This window comes from Rhodococcus sp. 14-2470-1b (assembly GCF_002259415.1).
Classification (GTDB): domain Bacteria; phylum Actinomycetota; class Actinomycetes; order Mycobacteriales; family Mycobacteriaceae; genus Rhodococcoides.
Map to the genome: position 1 here is coordinate 37,537 of NZ_NPFY01000026.1, position 17,634 is coordinate 55,170.

Consider the following 17,634-nt stretch of genomic DNA (forward strand, 5'->3'; position numbering starts at 1 on the left):
ATGGCAATCCTGGGAGTAGGTTTCGACCTGGTGACCGTGTCCGACTTCGCCGAGCAGATGGAGAAGGCAGGCACGACGATGATCCGCGACAGCTTCACCGCGGGTGAGCGTCGGCACGCGGCGACGAAGAGTTCCGACCCGGCCCGCCACTACGCAGCACGGTGGGCCGCCAAGGAAGCCGTACTGAAGGCCTGGGCAACCTCGCGCTTCGCTCGGCCCCCGCAGATCGGAGACAACCCGTACCCCTTGATCGAAGTCGTCAACGACGCCTGGGGTCGACCTTCGATCAAACTGCACGGCATGGCGCTCGAATTCCTGCCGACAGTGAAGATCCACCTCTCCCTGACCCACGACGGCGACATCGCCGCTGCCGTGGCAATTCTGGAGGAATGAGTCAGTAGTTCAGCCCGACGCCGGTCCATCTCCGATGGGCCGGCGTTTCGGCGTCTGGGCCTCCTTCGTGGTGACCGAATGAACCGTTCGGTCACTCCAAGTGACCGAACGTCACGTTCGGTCCCGAAAACAGGGGGTCAGTCGACGGCGGCAGCGCCGGAGCGCCGGGATTGTTTCTCGGCGACGAGGAGGTAGGCCGTCATGATTTGTTTGAGTTCGGCGACGGCGTCCTCGTGGCTCTGGCCGTCCTGGACGGAGAAGTTGAGCATCGAGTAGACGACGTGCACCAGAACCTGGGCCATGAGGTTGCGTTTGGCTCGGGGAGTGCGCGGGGTCAGTGGTCCGAGCATCTTGGCGACCTGGTCGGCGAATTCGCGTTCGTGGATGACGCCGGTGGCGCGGGTCGACGGTGTCGATTGCATGGCCAGCCAGACTTCGCGTCGCGACGGGTCCGACATCCACATGCCGGCCATGTGGTCGACGAACTTGTTGAGGAATCGGAGCCAGTCGAGGGAGGGAACTTCGCCGTTGAACTCCGCGAGCTCCTGCTGTACGCCGACGAGGTCCTGCCTGTTCAGCTCGCAGACGATGACGTACTTGTTGGCGAAGAACTGGTAGAGCGTGCCGATGGGCAGTTCGGCCCGGGCCGCTACTTCCTCGCAGGTGAAGGACTCGAATCCGACGTCGCTGAGGAGATCCCTGGATGCGGCCAGCAGGGCGTCGAACTTGCGTTGACTGCGTTCCTGCGTGGGGCGACGACGTGGCATCAGCTCCTGCGTCTGTGCGTTCGATTCGAGCGCAGCGTCGAGACGTCTCGCGGTTTGGGCGCTAGCAGAGGACTCCACCCACCCAGGCTAGCGGCCTGACGTGCCTGAACTCCACAACGCGCGGTAACAGGTATCGACGGACACCGTTGGTCGGCGATCTGGTTGTCAACCGCAACATGCCCCCTTGTAATCGGCTTGTGACAGGTAATAGGTTGTTTTCTGGTCAAGAAAACAATCGTTGGGTATGGTTCACACCAATAGTTACGTTTTCGTGCAGGGTGTGCGTCGCCGATCGCGTATCGGGGGCGCTCATGTCGGGAGCCTCACCCAAAGGCACAGGAGAACATACGTGGCGACCATTGGTCTTTCAGTCGAGTCAGGTGCGATGAATGCTGTCCTCTTCGATATCGAAGCGGACGCGGTTGTAGCGAGCCAGGTGACCTCGCTGAAGGGCGGTGCATCGACCTCGCTGCCCACCGCAGTGGAGGCGATGAAGGCTGTCGCCGCACGACGGCAGATCGACGTCGATGCCGTGGGGTTGGTCTACGGATCCGCCGACGAACGTGACGCGTTCGCCCGTGCGATCGATGAGAACGACCTCGACGGAATCCAGCTCGTGTCGGCGTCGACCGCATTTCTCGGTTGGCTTGCACGGTCGTCGGAGTTCGACGCCGCCCAGTGCGTGCTCCTCTACTACCTCGGTGCGAAGGGTGTGTCGATCTCTCTGGCCGATGCCTCCGACGCCAGCCTGTCCACGCCGAAGACTGCAACCCTTGATTCTCTGACGCCCGAGCGCATCGGCAGCACCGTCCCGCTGGCATGGGAGGTGCTCGACGAGGCGGGCCGTAAGCCCGACGCCGTCGCGCTGTTCGGTGATCGGTCCGAGAACAAGGATCTCGTCGACATCCTGAGCCTGGGCCTCGGAGTCCCGGTGGTGCACGTCGGCGACTCGGATCAGATCGCCGCGTGTGGCGCGAGCCTTGCTGTCGCGGGCGACGCCGACGCGGTGCTCCCGGTGGTCGTGGAGCCCGAAGCCTCGCTCGCAGTCGACTCCGAGGCGTCGGAGACCCCTGAGTCCGTCGCCGAGACCACCGCCGAGGCACCCGCCGATATCGCCGTTCAGGCCGAGCGCGTCGCCGTTCGATCCACCGTTGCCCCGGCTCCGCTGCTGTCGGCTGTTGCTCCGAACGTCGCGGTGCGGCGGATCGAACCCGCGTCCTCGTCGACGGGGTCCATTCCGCGAAAGAAGTTCGTGCTGACGGCCGCTCTTCTGGCCGGAGTGCTGTCCGGTGGTGTCGCGCTGGCGTCGACGCTGCCCGCGAACGCGCCTGTCGCCAATGAGGCGAGTCCTGCGACGGTTCCCGAGGTCGACGGCCTCGACACCAGCTTGGTCGGCGCAACGCAGTCCGTCGAGGTGACGCCGCCTGCGCCGCCTGCGGTGCCGGCTCCGGCCCCGGTTGTCATCGATCCGGTCACGCAACAACCGATCGTGGTGGATCCGACGACTCAGCAGTGGACGATCGATCCGACGACGGGCGCAGCAGTGCCCGCCGAGGCGCTCACTCCGATTCCCGCAGCAGCGATTCCGCCCGCAGCGGCAGTGGTGCCGAAGACGACGGTCGCGCCGCCGGAGTTCGCTGTTCCGACGATCGTTCCCGAGCCCGGCAAGTCTCAGGAGCAGCTCGAGCAGGAAGCATGGGATCGCCACTGGGCGCACACCGCAGAGTGGTTGCAGCAGGAGATCACCGGCAACTGACGTGTCGGGCCGCGGTGACAGAATGACCGGAGAGAATCGGTCGAGCTGTCAGGAGTCCTGATGTCGGATGTACGAGCACGGATCGCTGCGGACATGCCGCGCGCGTGGCGCGAACTCGCGGAGCTGGTCAAGTTTCGGTCGGTCGCCGACGAGCGCCAGTTTCCTCGCGAAGAATGCGTCGGAGCGGCGGAGTGGGTGCGCGACGCGTTCGTCGACGCCGGGCTCGAGACCGCGGAGCTGATCGAGACCGTCGACGGCTCGCTCGCGGTCGTCGGGCACCGCGCTGCTCCCGAAGGTGCGCCGACCGTTCTGCTGTACTCGCACTACGACGTTCAGCCTCCCGGTGACGACAAGCTCTGGTCCAGTGCGCCTTTCGAGCTGACCGAGCGTGACGGCCGCTGGTACGGCCGCGGTGCGGCGGACTGCAAGGGCAACGTCGTGATGCATCTGCTCGCGCTACGGGCGTTGGGCGACGAACTGGGCGTCGGGATCACCGTCGTCTCCGAGGGTTCCGAGGAAATGGGGACCGGGGGACTGGAGCATCTGGTCCTCGAACGGCCCGAGCTGTTCGCGTCGGACATCATCGTCGTGGCGGACACCGGCAACGCCGCCGTCGGACAACCGACGGTGACGACGACACTCCGCGGGATCGCGAACGTCGTCGTGCGTATCGACACGCTCGAGGGCGAAGTCCATTCCGGGATGTACGGGGGACCGGCGCCCGACGCCTTGGCCGCCCTCATTCAACTTTTGTCCACGTTGCGTGACGCGCACGGCAACACCGTCGTCGATGGGTTGACGACGGACCAGACGTGGGACGGCATCGCCTACGAAGCAGGTCGGTTCCGCGCCGACGCCGGGGTGCTCGACGGTGTGGGGCTGGCGGGCTCGTCGTCGGTCGCCGACGCGGTGTGGGCTCGGCCGGCGCTCACGGTGTTGGGAATCGATTGCCCGCCGGTTGTCGGGTCGGCGGCGGCAATCTCGCCGACGGCGTCAGCCCGCCTGAATCTGCGTGTGCCGCCCGGAATCGATGCGCAGCAGGCGCAGGATGCACTGACCGCTCATCTGAAAGCTCACGTGCCCTGGAACGCGCGGATCACCGTCGAACCCGAGGCAGTGGGATCGCCGTTCGAGGCGAGGACCGACGGTCCGGGATATGCAGCGCTGGGCGATGCATTGGCCGAGGCGTTCGGTCAGCCGGTGGCTGCAGCGGGACAGGGCGGATCCATTCCGCTGTGCAACGTTCTCGCAGAAACGTTTCCGAAGGCCGAGATCATTCTGATGGGAGTGGAGGAGCCGCTGGCGAGAATCCACGCGCCGAACGAAAGCGTCGACCCCCGGGAGATCGAAAATCTCGCGGGGGCCGAGGCTCTGTTCCTGCAGAAGTTGGGTGCGTCAGACCGATAGGTCGCGGCGGAGCTTGGCGACGTGGCCGGTGGCTCGAACGTTGTACTGAGCAACCTCGATCTTGCCGTCCTCGTCGACCAGGAACGTCGAGCGGATGACGCCTTCGTAGACCTTGCCGTAGTTCTTCTTCTCACCGAAGGCGCCCCACGCCTTCAGCGTCGTCTTCTCCTCGTCGGACAGTAGCGGGAAGTTCAGGCCTTCCTTGTCTCGGAACTTGGCGAGCTTCGCGGGCTTGTCCGGGGAGATGCCGATGACTTCGAGGCCTTCGCCGTTGAGTTCGGTGAGGCTGTCACGGAAGTCGCAGGCCTGCTTGGTGCAGCCCGGCGTACTGGCAGCGGGGTAGAAGTAGACGATGACTTTCTTGCCCGCGTAGTCCGCGAGGGAGACGTCGTTACCGTCTGCATCGGGCAAAGTGAACGCGGGCGCCGGGTCGCCGGCCTCGAGCTTCTTGGTGTCGGTCACCAGACGAGACTAACCACCGAGCCGGTCCAAGACACGCAGTGCTTTAGGCTCGACAGTGACAGCCAGGATTTGCAACAAGTTGGAGGACACGTGGCCAGGGACACCGACAGAATCGAGCGCGAGATCGAGGCAGCTCGGAACCAGCTCGCCAGCACCCTGGACGAGCTCAGCGTGCGGGCCAGCCCCAAGCGAATCGCAGAGAACACCAAGCAGAGCATCGTTGCCAAGCTGAACGAGCCGCCGGTGAAGTTCACGCTCATCGGTGTCGGCGCAGTAGTCGCCGTACTCGTCGTGCGCAAGATCTTCAGCTGACACAGGCCCTCTGACCAGGCGATTTCACAACTGGCAGTTTCTCCTGTTAATGTTTCTCCCGCACCGCAGAGAACACGCGGTGCGGATCGGCGCCATTAGCTCAGTTGGTTAGAGCAGCTGACTCTTAATCAGCGGGTCCGGGGTTCGAGTCCCTGATGGCGCACGACAAGTGCCCCTGAACAGCATATTCGCTGTTCAGGGGCACTTTTTGTTGTCCGGGTATTCTGTGCGTCGGCTAGCATCGCAAAGATGGGCAACTTTCTGACCTGCGGGTTTTCAAGCGGCGTAGGGCATTTCGGAGATTTGACTCCCAATTGCAAATACTGGGAGTCAGGTTCGAGCTGCCACGCTGCTGACCTGCGATTTGTGTGCCGGATTCGCCCCGCCGGGTAGCCGATGGACGCCTGTGGACGCTTGAGTCATCACTTACTCATCTTTTTGAGCCCTCACAATCGCACGCGGCCAGTTTCCGTGGGCATTCTGCGGCAGTCGCGTGAGCTGTCTCGAGTCAATGGCCTTGGTGCAGATGTGTCTGGGTGCCGTCTAGTCGCCGGATCGCGCAGGCAACTATCGCGCTGATCGTTTGCCTGTGGTCGAAGGCGCAACTGTGCGGCGGGTACGTTTCTCACATGCTTTCGGCCTTGCGTAGAGGTGGCATGCGAACCGATGTCGCAGTTGTGGCGGTGGTCGTCGCAGCGGGGATCTAGGTCGCGGGTGCGACAGCAGTCCCGCAGCCCGGCGATGTCGCCATCGGTGGATGTGCGGAGGTTGTTCAGCTCTACGAGCAGGAGCGCATCATTTTCCCGTTCGGCGGGGTGGGGACTTCGCGAGCGGCGATGTGCCGTGGGCGACCCGGGTCGGTGCGAATGCGATGAGTGATGCGTTATCGGTGGCTTTGCCGTCAGGAGCTGTGTCGAGGACGGGCATGTCGAATCAGGGACCAGGTTGTCCTTTCCGGGGCGATCACCGTCTGTTGGACCGCTTGCCTGCGCCTAGGGTGCGACCCTGACCGACGGATGTCGATCGAGATCTGTGACACCGCAGGGCTGCGGGTGATGGGTGCGCATGCGTCCATGTCTGACGACACGGCTCCGCTGTGCTTTGGCTCGTTTGCCAGTGCGGATATAACTCGGCGAAAGCCATGGTGGGGCTGGGTCTACCCCGGATACGCGGGTCTGGCCTATACCACTGCTTTCGTGGTTCTAGTGAAATAAAACTATGAAAACTTACTTTCGATCGAGCGCGGCAGGAACGTTATTGGTGGGAGCACTCTTATTGGCCGGATGTTCGGCCAATACGGAACAACGGACGGAATCCTTCGAGTTCAGTGCACCTCGTCTGGACGTTGTGAACTCGAACGCGAACATGCCGGTGACGGCCTCGGAGCAGGCTGACAGCCGGGAGGTGGTCGTCACGGTCCAGACCGAGGCTTTGGTCAAAAGTGCGAACACGCCAGCCTGGTCGCTCGAAGGCACCAGTCTGCACCTGGGAACTCCGTGCGATCAGGGGATCATCGGATACTGCGAGGGCAGCTACTCGATCGTTGTGCCAACTGGCACTGAGGTTTACGTCAATGGGGTACCTGCGACAACACGCTAGTTAATCTCGTTCCTTCATCCGGAGGAATTTGAGAACTGCTGCAACTCTGCGGTTTTGGTCATTGTTGGGTGGTATTCCAAGCTTCATCATTATGTTTCCGATGTGCTTGACGACGGCGGCCTCGCTGATGAACAGCATTCGGGCGATGGCAGCATTGGAATGGCCCTCTGCAACAACAACAAGGACGTCGTGTTCACGCGGTGTCAGTTGCTGCAGAGGGTCGCGCCGTCGGCTGATCATCTGGGTGATCACAGCAGGATCGATTGCAGTGCTACCGGACTGAACTCGGCGCAGGGTATCTGCGAAGTCTCGAACGTCGCTGACTCGATCTTTCAGAAGATATCCGATGCCCGCCCCCGCGGCCCCGTCGAGCAACTCGGCTACATAGCTCTGTTCGATGTACTGACTGAGGACCACAATTGGTAGATTCGGATTTTCCCGTCTGAGTTGTGAGGCCGCGGCGAGGCCTTCTGAGTTGAAGTCGGGTGGCATTCGGACATCCGTTATGACCAGGTCGGGGTCATGCTGTCTGCATGCCGTGAGCAGCTCCTGCGCCGACCCAACTGCCGCGACCGTGACGAAACCGTTGCGTTCCAACAACATCTGAAGCCCTTCGCGCAACAGAATGTTGTCCTCTGCGAGCACGACTCTTAATGCCACTGTGTAAGTAGAACTCGTGTCTGTCATACCATTCTCGTGTTCGGAATCGCGACGGTGATACATGTGGGCCCCCCGAATGGTGAGTCGACTGTGAGCGTGCCGTCCAGGGATGCGAGCCGGTCGGATATTCCGCTCAACCCCCCATACTCACGGCTCCGCGCACCTGCCCCGCCGCAGCCGTTGTCGTGAACGCATATCCGAACTTGATTCGGTGTGGGACGGTGCAGTATGACATCTGCTCGGGTAGCGGCGCTGTGCTTAACGACATTCGACAGCAGTTCGGATACACAGAAGTAGAGGTTGGTCTCTACATCAGCCGGCAAACGGGGGACGAGCCTGTCGTCCACCATGACAGGGATGGAGAAATTGTCCCCGATCTCGCGGACGGCAGAACCCAGACCGTGGTCGATCAGCACCTGAGGATGTATGTTTCGCACCACCCTCCGAAGGTCATCGAGCGTCTTCCGAGCTTGTTGTTGAGCTCGCACGATATCGTCGCGGCCAGGGACACCCTCTGGGATTGCGGCGAGCGCGAGGCCCAACGTCATGCTCACAGACAGTAGCTGCGGTTGGACCGCGTCATGGAGGTCACGTTCGATCCGGCGGCGCTCGACATCGAAAGAACGAACTAAGCGAGCGCGCGATTGCTCCGTCGCGGTGAGATCGTGTCGGAGCCATTGCTCCGGGCGGGTCAATACCTGCTGCACGAGTCGGACGTGAGCGCGGGCAAGCAGAGGCGACGCCCATACCAGCAGAGAAAGCAAGACAGCACCGACGATTGCCGCAACGAGACTTTGGACCACTGTCGTCACGGTGATCGGCCCGATGACTGCGGTGTCCCCGGTGAGCGCAAGGTACGGGCTGAATAGTGCGACCATCGATCCGACTACAACCAACAATCCTGACACTGCTATTGCACCGCCAAGCGTCAGCATTACAACGCTGTACGCTAGCGGGCGCACCAGCGTCTTCGGCTCGCGCAGCCGAGTTTCGGGCCGACTCGGCATAACTCCGTATCGCAGCGCTGTCGCACTGGCCCAATCGATCTGCGCCAACAATGATGAAACAATCGGTAAGCCGACTCCTAGCAAGGCCAGCCCGGTGGTCGCAAGCGCGCCTGTTCGTTCTGCATCGACCGTTCGGTCAGTAGCGGCAATCAGGATCGGCGCAGAAAGCAACGCTGCTGCGGCCACAGCAAGAAGCGTTCGCGCGGCGACCGCGGTTACGTATGATGCCGCACGCCAACGCGCGAGAGTTTCCGGCCCAGAGGCTGTCGGCAATTGGCTCACTCGTCTATTTTAGACTCTTGATTTCCATCACGCGGTATAGCCAGCTCTACCGTGACCCACTGTTCAGGCCGACTGACTTGAGTGTCGCAGTGCTGTGAAGTGTAGGAATGATCCCACCGGAACCGTCTAATACCATCCTGCAGCTCCAGGAAGTCACACGCACTTTCGGCTCTGGAACAAATGCCTTCGTCGCACTTGACCGCGTCACCCTTGGTTGTCGGCGGGGGTCTTGGACAGCAATAATGGGTCCGTCGGGCTCAGGGAAGTCGACACTTATGAGTTGCGCCGCCGGACTCGATAGCCCGGACGCTGGCCGCGTCTTCTTGAACGGTTCCGATATCAGCACATTGAGCGACGACAACCTGACTCGGCTACGGCGCAGCGACATCGGCTTCGTATTCCAACAGTTCAACTTGGTCGGGGCCTTGACAGCATTGCAAAATGTCAGCCTCCCGCTCCGACTGGCCGGTGACTCAAACGCGGACTCAACTGCACGAGATGCGCTGGGGGTACTGGGCTTGGCCGAACACATCGGGCAGAAGCCTCGGGAACTATCGGGTGGTCAGCAGCAGCGTGTAGCGATTGCGCGTGCGCTGGCGACACAGCCCAGCATAGTGTTCGCCGACGAACCTACTGGTGCTCTCGACAGCGCCGCGGCAGCGGTCGTATTGAGACTCCTTCGTGAGCTTGTTGACCGTGGGCAGACCATCCTAATGGTCACGCACGATCCGCAGGCGGCTTCCCGCGCCGACCACGTTGCGTTCCTTCGTGATGGTCGTCTTGTACGCACTCTGGACGGTGCCGACGCAGCGCAGATCGCCTCCGCCCTGGCTGATTTGGAGCTCGCACCGTGATCTCATTGGCGGCCCGCACCTTCTTCGATCGTTGGTCTCTGTTCGTTGGCTCGATTATCGCGGTCGCCCTCGGAGTGGGAATCGTTCACGCCGGGATGACTATCATTCTCGGGGTTGAAAACTCACAGCCGCCGCTCGATGCGACGCCCGCCGAAGCCGAAGCGTTCCGTCAAGCAGCCAGTGGTGCGAACACCCTCACCGGAATGACAGTCATGCTTGGTGCATTCCTGACGGTATTCGTAGTCGCATCAACGATCGGTTTCGCCGCGGACCAACGTCGCCATGACCTCGCAACATTACGAATCGCGGGCGTCACTGCTGGACAAATCCGTCGGCTGCTGCTTGGTGAGGCATTGCTGGTCTCGATAGTCGGGGCACTCATCGGGGCTGTGTTGGGATTCGTACTCACTAGTGTCCAGGGCGCAATCCTCAGCGGTTTGGGTGTACTGCCTTCCGAGATCGACACCCCTGTAGCGCCTGCCGTGCTCATCCTGGACTTCGTTGTAGCGGTGGTGGTGAGTGTTTGGGGAGCATGGGGGAGTGCTCGACGGGCGACCCGGGTCCGGCCGCTAGACGCACTTCGCCGCACCCCGCTCGAACGGCGAGTCATGGGATTGCGCAGATGGGTGGTCGCGGTGATTGCGCTTGTGCTCACAGGAGTTCAGGTGTTCTTCTCCGCTACGAGCGGAGGCATGCTCATCCCATTGCTATTGGGCCTGGGCATCATCATCACCGCGTCAGTGGCGATGAGTCGGCTAGCTCCCCTGCTCGTGCCAGCGATCGCGCGTATGGTCGCGATGATTGCGCCGAGACGGCCAGTGCCATCGGTAGCCGTTGCCAATCTGCGTGATTCGGTAGGTCGCACCGCTTCCTGCGCTGCACCGATGATCGTGCTGGTGAGCATCGTGATGGGTCTTCAAGGAATCCTCGACACCCAGACTGCAGCAGGAGAAACGGAGCAGACCCTTATACGCGCCGATCTCGTCGTCTCTGGACAGGACTTCGATGTAGATCGAGCAGAACAGATCGGCGGAGTCAGAATCGCCGCTCCTGAGACTGTAGTACCGCTCTCAGTTTGGCTCACCCGGGACAACATCACCCTCGATGGACCGGGAACGGTTGTCGCCGTCGATCCGGATCGATTCCGACAGATCAGGCAGCAGAAACCTGCATCTGGGGATCTCGATGACTTCAACTCCCAAACAATTGTTTTCGGTAGTGGGCTGGACAGTCTGACCGTTAACGGTCAGTACGACAACATCTCGTTGCAGCTAGATGGGACAGCAGTACCACTTCGCCAAGCTGCTCGCCTGCCGGAAACCCTGGCTGGATCAGATGGCTTCTATATCGACCGGTCGATCCTGCCTGCCTCAATGCTCGCAGAGCGGATCACGTCCGTCCTCGTGCAGCTCGAGCCCGGTGCAGACGTTGACAAGGTGCGATCCCAGTTAGCTGGACTTGGCGCAACGCGGATCGACACGCCGTCGACTCTGGTGCGAGAAGATGCATCGACAAAAGATGGCGAGAATCGCGCGGTGATGGGGGCGATTGTTGGCCTAGGAAGCCTGTATGCGTTGATCAGCGTCTTGAGCACCGTGGCAATTTCTATCGGGCAGCGGCGCTCAGAGTTGGCCACGTTGAGACTGTCCGGAATGACGAAGCGGCAGGTCCAGGGCGCTGTGATTGCAGAGACATTGTCCGCCACGCTCATCGGGCTGGTACTCGGCGCGGTCGCCGCGATCACGTCGATGGTGGGGCTGTGGATCGCAACGCTCCGCGCCTATGGCACCCCGGTGATTGCAATTCCCTGGGCTCTCCTGGCGGCGATCACGTTAGCAACACTGGCACTGACTGCAGCGACTGCGGCCGTCGCCACACGCTCGACATTGCGTGGAAATGCTGTCAGCGCGGTTGGAGCCGCTGAATAACTCTATGCGGTCGGTGTCCTCGATCAGCTGAGGGCACCGACCGCAGCTGTTTCAGGTTCGGGCGTCATCACTAGTGGCAGCACTACCTCCTCAAGTTGCAATGGACGAAAAGCATTGCAACAGAACAATATGCAGAGGTTGCTCGGGTCGACGTACTATGCAACCTGACGCATGATCACAACCACGCCGCATCTGCTGCCGCCTCAGCTCTCCGCCATGTCATCCACGCATGCGCGGCGGCAGGAGGCCGAGGCAAAATTGGTCACCATCCGACCCGTCACGTTACCGGTAATTGTCATTGACGTGGCGCTGTTCGGGTATGCATGAACGGTGCCTGGTCTCGTTGCCATTCTCCGCCTGAGACGACCCACCCTCTCACTCATTTCGCAACAGTTGCCGTCAGTCCGATGACAGACGAAACGGTGCATGCTGGAGCTTCCAACCGGATGTCAGGATCAGCGCCAGAAGGTCAGCCTGCGAGAACGGCTGCTGTGCATACAGACACCGGAAGTCAGCGAGGCTGAGGGGTCCCGCCGCCAGGAGTTCCTGAAATGCAGTTCTGATGGCGTTCGGCACCGGCCTTGCTCGTAACTGCTGGATCGTGATGTTGGTGTGCGGGCATAGAACCAACCAGCCCCAACCTCGCTGGTGCGCATAAGCTCGACCGACGGAGTACTTAACGAGATTCTGCGCGTCGACGAAGTCCAACGTGCCCTTGATTTCGACGAGAATCACCTCGCCGTCTCTGAGTCGGATCAAAAAGTCTGGATGATAGGTCCGAGAACTCTGGTGAAGGTCTGAGTAGGGCACTCGGCATGGCTGAGAAGCGATGTCGATTACGAGAGGACTTTCGTCGACGTACTGCAGGAAGAGCCTCTCTAGGCCTGACTCGTATTGAATCTCCTTATTGAACGTCTCAAGAAACACCGACTCCCCACCCCGGACGTCTCTCGTCGGCTGTCGGTGGTCGACCAGCGTAGTCGAAAGTGCCGGTCTCTCCGGCCACTCCACGCAATCCAGCCAACGTACAATACGGCGCTCCACAAGATCGGCACGTCGGATAGCCCCGCGTTCGCGCCGGGCCCGCGCATAGACCATCTGCCGGTCAGTCTTGATGATCTGTGCAATCGCATCAGCGTCTGCTTCGTCCACACCTGCGATCCGGGCGACGGTGTGCACCTGCCGGTACGCAGCGTCAGGAGTGAGGTTTTCGACCCACGGCTGTAGCCTGTCGGCGGTCTTCAGATAGTTGATTGGAGTCGACAAGCACATAGCCTTCATGAGCTGCGTGCGCCATGCTTCACCGTTGTTGGATCGGATTGCTCGATTGAGACGGTTCACGGCCCTGTTCCGCAGTTGCCGAACGCGTTCGCGCGAGATTTCTAGCACGACCCCAAGCTCGGACATGTTCATCGTCCCATGACCTGAAAGGCCCAGGCCAGAACTCAAGATCTGTTGGTCACGCTTATCGGGAAGAGAAGCAATTGCAGCGCTTACCGCGTCCTCAAGTTCGATTAATTCGAATTGAAACGCATCTACGTTCATGTGTGACGGAGCGAGCGCGACATCCGCGGCATCGTTCGTGGTGTCCATTTCTTTCGCGGTAGTGATCCCCAGATTGGGATCTTTCCTATTTGACGAACTCACGTCGGCTCTTCCGCGCCCGGACGCGACACCGCCAAGCAGGGCGGCGTACGTTCCGATTCCCAGATCGGCAAGGGTGTGGACGCGACAACAGGATGTGCACACGCACCCGACGTATCGATACTCCTTTCCCGCACTGACATACGGACGGCGCAGACAGTGCAGCTGAAATTCGCCACACACGCAGCGTGCAGTTACCTCTGAGTCGTAGTACCAACCTGGTTCCTCAAACCGTGCTAGGAGCTTGTCGGGCAGCTCCAGACCAAAGCGGGTCCGCGCGATAGAGCGCACTGTCTCACCGGACTCTCGGCAGCGTTTTGAGGACACGGCCATAAACTAGCGCGCACGTCTGACAGGGAGTAGACCGCTGAAACGCAAGGCAGCCGTGTGCCCACCTCGCATGCAATGGGCGGAGGCTGGTCGATGGCCGGACAGGAGCCAGGCGACACGCTGGTGGACTTCGCTGGGTCCCGCGGGTCGACCAGTTGCTGACGTTCGTCAGCGGCTATGCGCTTCGGCCTCGAAGTCGCTGTCTCGCCGCTCACGTTCGCACTTGGACCCGTTCGCGCCCGGCCTCGCGCATTGCCGACCGCAGGCATGAGCGACAGTGTACGAGCGAAACATACTGCGACACAATATAAGCAGAGGTTTGCTGGCAACCCTGCCTATCAAGACTTGCCGTATTAATCCATACCCTTCGAGCTGCAATGCCCTTCGGGGCCCTTACGCTATGTCTGTGCCGCGCAAGAAGCGGCGCTTTCAGTAGCTTCGGCGCTAGCGCCGCAGCTCGAATGCGCTGCCGCCCCTCGTGTTCGGCGACCGTGTCATGGCCTTACCGGTTCGATATCTACTCCCGGCGGGGGAGTCAGGCGACGAAGAGTTCCATCGAAAACAGTGGCATACAGCGCCCACCCGTCGGAGGACGGTCCGATGCGCACCGAGCTGGGTCCCGTCCATCCGGGCGACATACCTGCCGCAATGACGCAGGTCGCGCCCGTCAGCGGGTCGATGCTGTACACCGCGCCTTCGGCGTGGGCGGCGGCGTACAGTACGCCGGCGTCGGACATGGTCAGGTCGTCGAGACCGGGGAAGATTCCCGGCACTGTGGCCACGACCGACCAGTTGTCCGGGGCGTCGAGTGGTACCTCGATGACTTGGCCGGTGAACAGATCGTCGGTGTACACCCGGCTGTGATCGGGACTGAGCGCCAATCCCTCGGATCGAGGAACGGGTGACCAATTCACTTCCGCGGAGTCGGTATCCGGGTCGTATCGAGTCAGTATCCTCGAGGGCGAGCCGATGTCGGTGCCGACGTCGGTGGTGAGGAAGTCCCCGTCCGGTAGCCGGAGAAGTCCGTGGCCCGCCATGTCGGTCACCTTGCTGACCTCGCCGGTCCGGCTATCGAATTGGGAAAGCCCTGGACCGACAACGAAGTAGAGGATGCCGTCGTGCAACTGCAACCCTCGCGGAGCTGAGAGGTCGTCGAGTACAGGCTCGACTCGGCCGTCTGCGTCCACGTGGACGATACTCAAGGCCCCCGATACGTAGAACCCACCTGCACCGTCGGGTTCCAGGTTCTCCGGTTCGTCGAGGCCACTCGCCACAGTCTCGACCGACCACCCCGCGCACGCCATAGGCGAGGCGTCAGACTCGGGTGCCCCGGCGTGAGCAGGTATCGATGACATCGTCGTCAAAGCAACGAGTGCACTGACGATCAGGCGTGGTCGAAGCCCACGTGGAATCCGAGACATAGCGCGAACCCTAATGCAGACCGTACGGTCTGAGAAGTTCATACAACAGAGCCGTCGTCAAGATACCTTGACGCAGATGTCCAGCTATACAGACGAAAAGGTGCACCTACCAGACACACACCTCCGGGGCGCCCACATGGTCACGGCGCTTGTCATCGAGGACCGACCCGTCGAGATCGTCGACCAGTGGAATCTTTACTTCGTAAGCTGAGACAAAAGAAGGGAGGACCATCTGTTGCCGCCATCAAATGCCCGGGCGAGACTGGCCGGCGTCGAGTGCCTGTTGTGGGCGATCGAGCACCGGGTCGAGCTGCAAGAACTCGCTGTGCAATGCGCGGATAGGGACGAGCTGCAGGGGTCGTTGAAGCGGCTTCACCAGTTCGATGACGGTCAGTGCAATTTCGTGATGTCGCTGTCCGTCAGTCATATGACGCGCAAACAACAGGCCTACCTCAAGGAAGAACGTGACCAGCTTCGCCAGGAGCTCGGACTCGACACGCACTGAGATGCTCTTCCGCACACTGCTGTTGCAGCAGCTTTGCGACGTGGCGCGCCAGAATTCGCACTTCAGGGTGCCGAATCACAACGATCGGAGGCAATCATGGTGGACGCTCTCAGGACTACGTTGGACGCGATTTCTCACGTCCTCGACGTCTACAACGTCGGCCGCATCGAAGCAACGTCGCGCCGTGTTCGAAGCGACGGCCGGACCAGTGAATGGCACGTCAGTACACACACTCGCGATCGGTCCTGGGTCATCACCGACTCCAACGGCGTCACCGAAACCTCCATCGATGACAAGGAACGAAGCCGTCAAATCGCTACAGACGGCACCCGTCACACGCAGTCGAGCATCGCGCCGATCGCCGTCCGGTTGTGTTTCCCGCTCGATCTACCGATCTGGGGCCGTATGGATGACGACTGGGCAATCGACCACGCGGACTCTACGAACTTCGGCTACACCATTGCGCTCCTGCACACTCGCGAACCCGGAAAATCAGCACACGTCGAATACAGCACCGAATACGGACTGGCCACCAAATTTGCTCAGTACCAAGGAAAAACGTTGATCGCAGAGCTCGCGCTCGTCGACATTTTGCGCCCAGGTCGACGGGCGTTCTCGGACGGAAGCGTCATGCTCGCAACAGGATCATCATGATCGCAGGCAACTCCGCAGCCGTGTGAAGCATTGAGAGGCGCTACGTGCGAGCCCGAGCCACGAAAGCTCGAAATACCCTGTGTGAAAATGTTTCTGCATCCTTTACTCTCTTCGCAGCTTCGCAACACACAGCTGATCTTCCGAACTGACTGATAACCGTCGCCTGGACAACCACGACGACTCGTACAGTTCGAGGAGGTCGCCCTGGAACGAATTTGGACGAAAAGAACTGGACGCCCATCGTCTCGGGTGCCAAAAACGAGCGCCAGTCGCCGCAGTCAGCCTCAACCCAAGGTCGGGACTGCCCTCCACTTGGAGCCTCAACGTCCGGCCCGAGTGAACTTACCCTGTCCACGGACTGTTCTGCTAGGTGATGCCGTCAGATGCACTACCAGGCAGCGTCTTCGAAAAATACGACAACGCAATCGCACAGGTACAGGCCACCATGGCGAAGGCGCATGTCAGGCCCGTGTGGTCGGCAAGGAAGCCCATGAGCGGGGGGCCTGCGAGATATGCGCCGTAGCCGACTGCGCTGACGCGAGCGGTGGCAACCGCCACTCCCGCATGACTGCGATGTCCCGCTTCGGTGATCAGGAGCGGAAACAGAGGCCCAAGGGCGAGTCCGATGAACGCCATCGCCACCACCACGCCCCATGGGTTGTGCATAAGGAGCAATCCCATAAGCGTTGCCGAGGCCACCACTACCGCCGCGGATACCAACGTCCATCGCGGCCCCAGCAGGTCGATGATCAGGTCGCCGAACGAGCGGGAGAGAAACATCGCGCAGCTGAACACCACGACCGCCGTCGCGCCGACCGTTGCGCCGCCACCGAAGTCGCGAGAAACCAGTAGCGCGGACCAATCGGTGACCATGCCCTCGACCAGTAACGCCGCAACAGCCATCGCCCCCACAGGAGCGGGGATCGCGAGCACCCGCCCGAACCGGGTGTTCGGAGAAGAGTGAAGGTATTCGACGCCGGCGCTACTCTTCAGCGGCGCAAAAGGATTCGACGCGGGCGGGCGAGTCGCTCTCGGTAGGGATGCCGACGTTATAAGGGCCAACAGCAACAAGCTGACGCTGACAGCCGAGAAGTGTTCGAGCACTGTGAAGTCGAACTTCGAGGCCAGAGCTCCGGACGATGCGCCAGCAAGGACACCCAAACTGTAGCCGCCATGCAGACGCGAGAGGATCCGCGCCCCAGCGCGGTTCTGATAGCTGATTGCCGCTGTGTTCATCGCGACGTCGAGGCACCCACTGGCCGCCCCCAGGACGGCCAACGCGAGACCCAACAGCCATCCGTTCGATGCCAGGCCAATCAGGGGGAGTGCGGCGGCGAAGGCGATAGAGGAAGTAATGCATACCGACCGCGCAGATACCGACCGCAGGATGCGGGCGGTGCCTGTGAGCGCGGGACCGATCCGGCGGCCACCCCGAGCAGCGCCCAGCCCATCTGTCCGTCGGTGAGCGACAGTTCGGACTTGACCTGCGGGATGCGCGGGGCCCAGCTCGCCAGAACGGCACCGTTGACGAAGAATACGATCCACAACGCCACCGTCGAGCGACGGGTACGAACAGAAGACGACATGACGGCCTCACGGTCGCCCTGTCGGTATCAGGTGCCTACATCCCCGGACGGGCAGGAATGCTGCGGC

General features: G+C 61.4%; 17 protein-coding genes and 1 tRNA gene. 9 read left to right on the forward strand and 9 right to left on the reverse strand.

Annotated elements, in window-relative coordinates; translation table 11 throughout:
• Positions 1 to 393, forward strand: coding sequence for a holo-ACP synthase (locus CH293_RS19455; RefSeq protein WP_019664957.1), 393 nt, complete (start codon positions 1 to 3; stop codon positions 391 to 393).
• Between the two features lie 137 nt (positions 394 to 530).
• On the opposite strand, the gene CH293_RS19460 is transcribed toward CH293_RS19455, so the two are convergent.
• The gene (locus tag CH293_RS19460; protein ID WP_026347762.1) at positions 531 to 1,238 is read right to left on the reverse strand and encodes a TetR/AcrR family transcriptional regulator; all 708 of its coding nucleotides are present in this window, start codon (positions 1,236 to 1,238) and stop codon (positions 531 to 533) included.
• 307 nt (positions 1,239 to 1,545) lie between these two features.
• Between CH293_RS19460 and CH293_RS19465 the strand changes: the two genes are divergently transcribed.
• Together CH293_RS19465 and CH293_RS19470 are read left to right on the forward strand one after the other, a co-directional pair.
• Positions 1,546 to 2,916: a hypothetical protein gene (locus CH293_RS19465; protein ID WP_094721212.1), complete on the forward strand. Its 1,371-nt coding sequence runs from the start codon at positions 1,546 to 1,548 to the stop codon at positions 2,914 to 2,916.
• Positions 2,917 to 2,976: 60 nt separating this feature from the next.
• Entirely contained in the window at positions 2,977 to 4,323 is a 1,347-nt protein-coding gene (locus tag CH293_RS19470) for a dipeptidase (RefSeq protein WP_094721213.1), read from the forward strand.
• Here CH293_RS19470 and bcp read toward each other — a convergent pair.
• Positions 4,312 to 4,785, reverse strand: coding sequence for a thioredoxin-dependent thiol peroxidase (bcp, locus tag CH293_RS19475; protein WP_020113320.1), 474 nt, complete (start codon positions 4,783 to 4,785; stop codon positions 4,312 to 4,314). The two genes, CH293_RS19470 and bcp, sit on opposite strands and share 12 nt — an antisense overlap.
• Before the next feature lie 90 nt (positions 4,786 to 4,875).
• On the opposite strand from bcp, the gene CH293_RS19480 reads away from it, so the two are divergent.
• A complete protein-coding gene (locus CH293_RS19480) occupies positions 4,876 to 5,097 on the forward strand; it encodes a DUF3618 domain-containing protein (protein ID WP_020113319.1) in 222 nt (73 codons plus the stop codon).
• An 89-nt stretch (positions 5,098 to 5,186) separates the two neighbouring features.
• Positions 5,187 to 5,260 (forward strand) — tRNA-Lys (locus CH293_RS19485).
• Positions 5,261 to 6,696: 1,436 nt separating this feature from the next.
• Here the strand turns inward: CH293_RS19485 and CH293_RS19495 are convergent.
• Positions 6,697 to 7,383 carry a response regulator transcription factor gene (locus CH293_RS19495; protein ID WP_094721215.1) on the reverse strand — a complete coding sequence of 229 codons (687 nt, stop codon included), beginning with the start codon at positions 7,381 to 7,383 and terminating at the stop codon, positions 6,697 to 6,699.
• Positions 7,380 to 8,549, reverse strand: a complete 1,170-nt coding sequence (locus CH293_RS19500) for a sensor histidine kinase (protein WP_141217188.1) — start codon at positions 8,547 to 8,549, stop codon at positions 7,380 to 7,382. Before CH293_RS19500 ends, CH293_RS19495 begins: the two co-directional genes overlap by 4 nt.
• Before the next feature lie 203 nt (positions 8,550 to 8,752).
• Here CH293_RS19500 and CH293_RS19505 point away from each other — a divergent pair, with 203 nt between their 5' ends.
• The 3 genes from CH293_RS19505 to CH293_RS28235 all read left to right on the forward strand — a co-directional run bounded on the left by CH293_RS19505 (position 8,753) and on the right by CH293_RS28235 (position 11,754).
• On the forward strand, positions 8,753 to 9,499 hold the full coding sequence (locus tag CH293_RS19505) for an ABC transporter ATP-binding protein (RefSeq protein ID WP_094721217.1): 747 nt from the start codon (positions 8,753 to 8,755) through the stop codon (positions 9,497 to 9,499).
• Complete coding sequence (locus CH293_RS19510) at positions 9,496 to 11,427, forward strand: FtsX-like permease family protein (RefSeq protein ID WP_094721218.1); 1,932 nt, start codon at positions 9,496 to 9,498, stop codon at positions 11,425 to 11,427. Before CH293_RS19505 ends, CH293_RS19510 begins: the two co-directional genes overlap by 4 nt.
• 171 nt (positions 11,428 to 11,598) lie before the next feature.
• Complete coding sequence (locus CH293_RS28235; RefSeq protein ID WP_176460058.1) at positions 11,599 to 11,754, forward strand: hypothetical protein; 156 nt, start codon at positions 11,599 to 11,601, stop codon at positions 11,752 to 11,754.
• Between the two features lie 72 nt (positions 11,755 to 11,826).
• Here CH293_RS28235 and CH293_RS19515 read toward each other — a convergent pair whose 3' ends face one another.
• The 3 genes from CH293_RS19515 to CH293_RS27940 form a co-directional block, all read right to left on the reverse strand.
• Complete coding sequence (locus CH293_RS19515) at positions 11,827 to 13,020, reverse strand: TnsA endonuclease N-terminal domain-containing protein (RefSeq protein WP_176460059.1); 1,194 nt, start codon at positions 13,018 to 13,020, stop codon at positions 11,827 to 11,829.
• An 875-nt stretch (positions 13,021 to 13,895) separates the two neighbouring features.
• On the reverse strand, positions 13,896 to 14,822 hold the full coding sequence (locus tag CH293_RS19520; RefSeq protein ID WP_255122920.1) for an SMP-30/gluconolactonase/LRE family protein: 927 nt from the start codon (positions 14,820 to 14,822) through the stop codon (positions 13,896 to 13,898).
• 244 nt (positions 14,823 to 15,066) lie between these two features.
• Positions 15,067 to 15,324 carry a hypothetical protein gene (locus tag CH293_RS27940; protein ID WP_141217189.1) on the reverse strand — a complete coding sequence of 86 codons (258 nt, stop codon included), beginning with the start codon at positions 15,322 to 15,324 and terminating at the stop codon, positions 15,067 to 15,069.
• 99 nt (positions 15,325 to 15,423) lie between these two features.
• Here CH293_RS27940 and CH293_RS19535 point away from each other — a divergent pair, with 99 nt between their 5' ends.
• Positions 15,424 to 15,981, forward strand: coding sequence for a hypothetical protein (locus tag CH293_RS19535; RefSeq protein WP_094721222.1), 558 nt, complete (start codon positions 15,424 to 15,426; stop codon positions 15,979 to 15,981).
• 366 nt (positions 15,982 to 16,347) lie between these two features.
• Here the strand turns inward: CH293_RS19535 and CH293_RS19540 are convergent, their stop codons facing one another.
• Entirely contained in the window at positions 16,348 to 17,271 is a 924-nt protein-coding gene (locus tag CH293_RS19540; RefSeq protein ID WP_094721223.1) for an MFS transporter, read from the reverse strand.
• 26 nt (positions 17,272 to 17,297) lie between these two features.
• Positions 17,298 to 17,567: an MFS transporter gene (locus CH293_RS19545; protein ID WP_141217190.1), complete on the reverse strand. Its 270-nt coding sequence runs from the start codon at positions 17,565 to 17,567 to the stop codon at positions 17,298 to 17,300.
• Between the last annotated feature and the right edge of the window lie 67 nt (positions 17,568 to 17,634).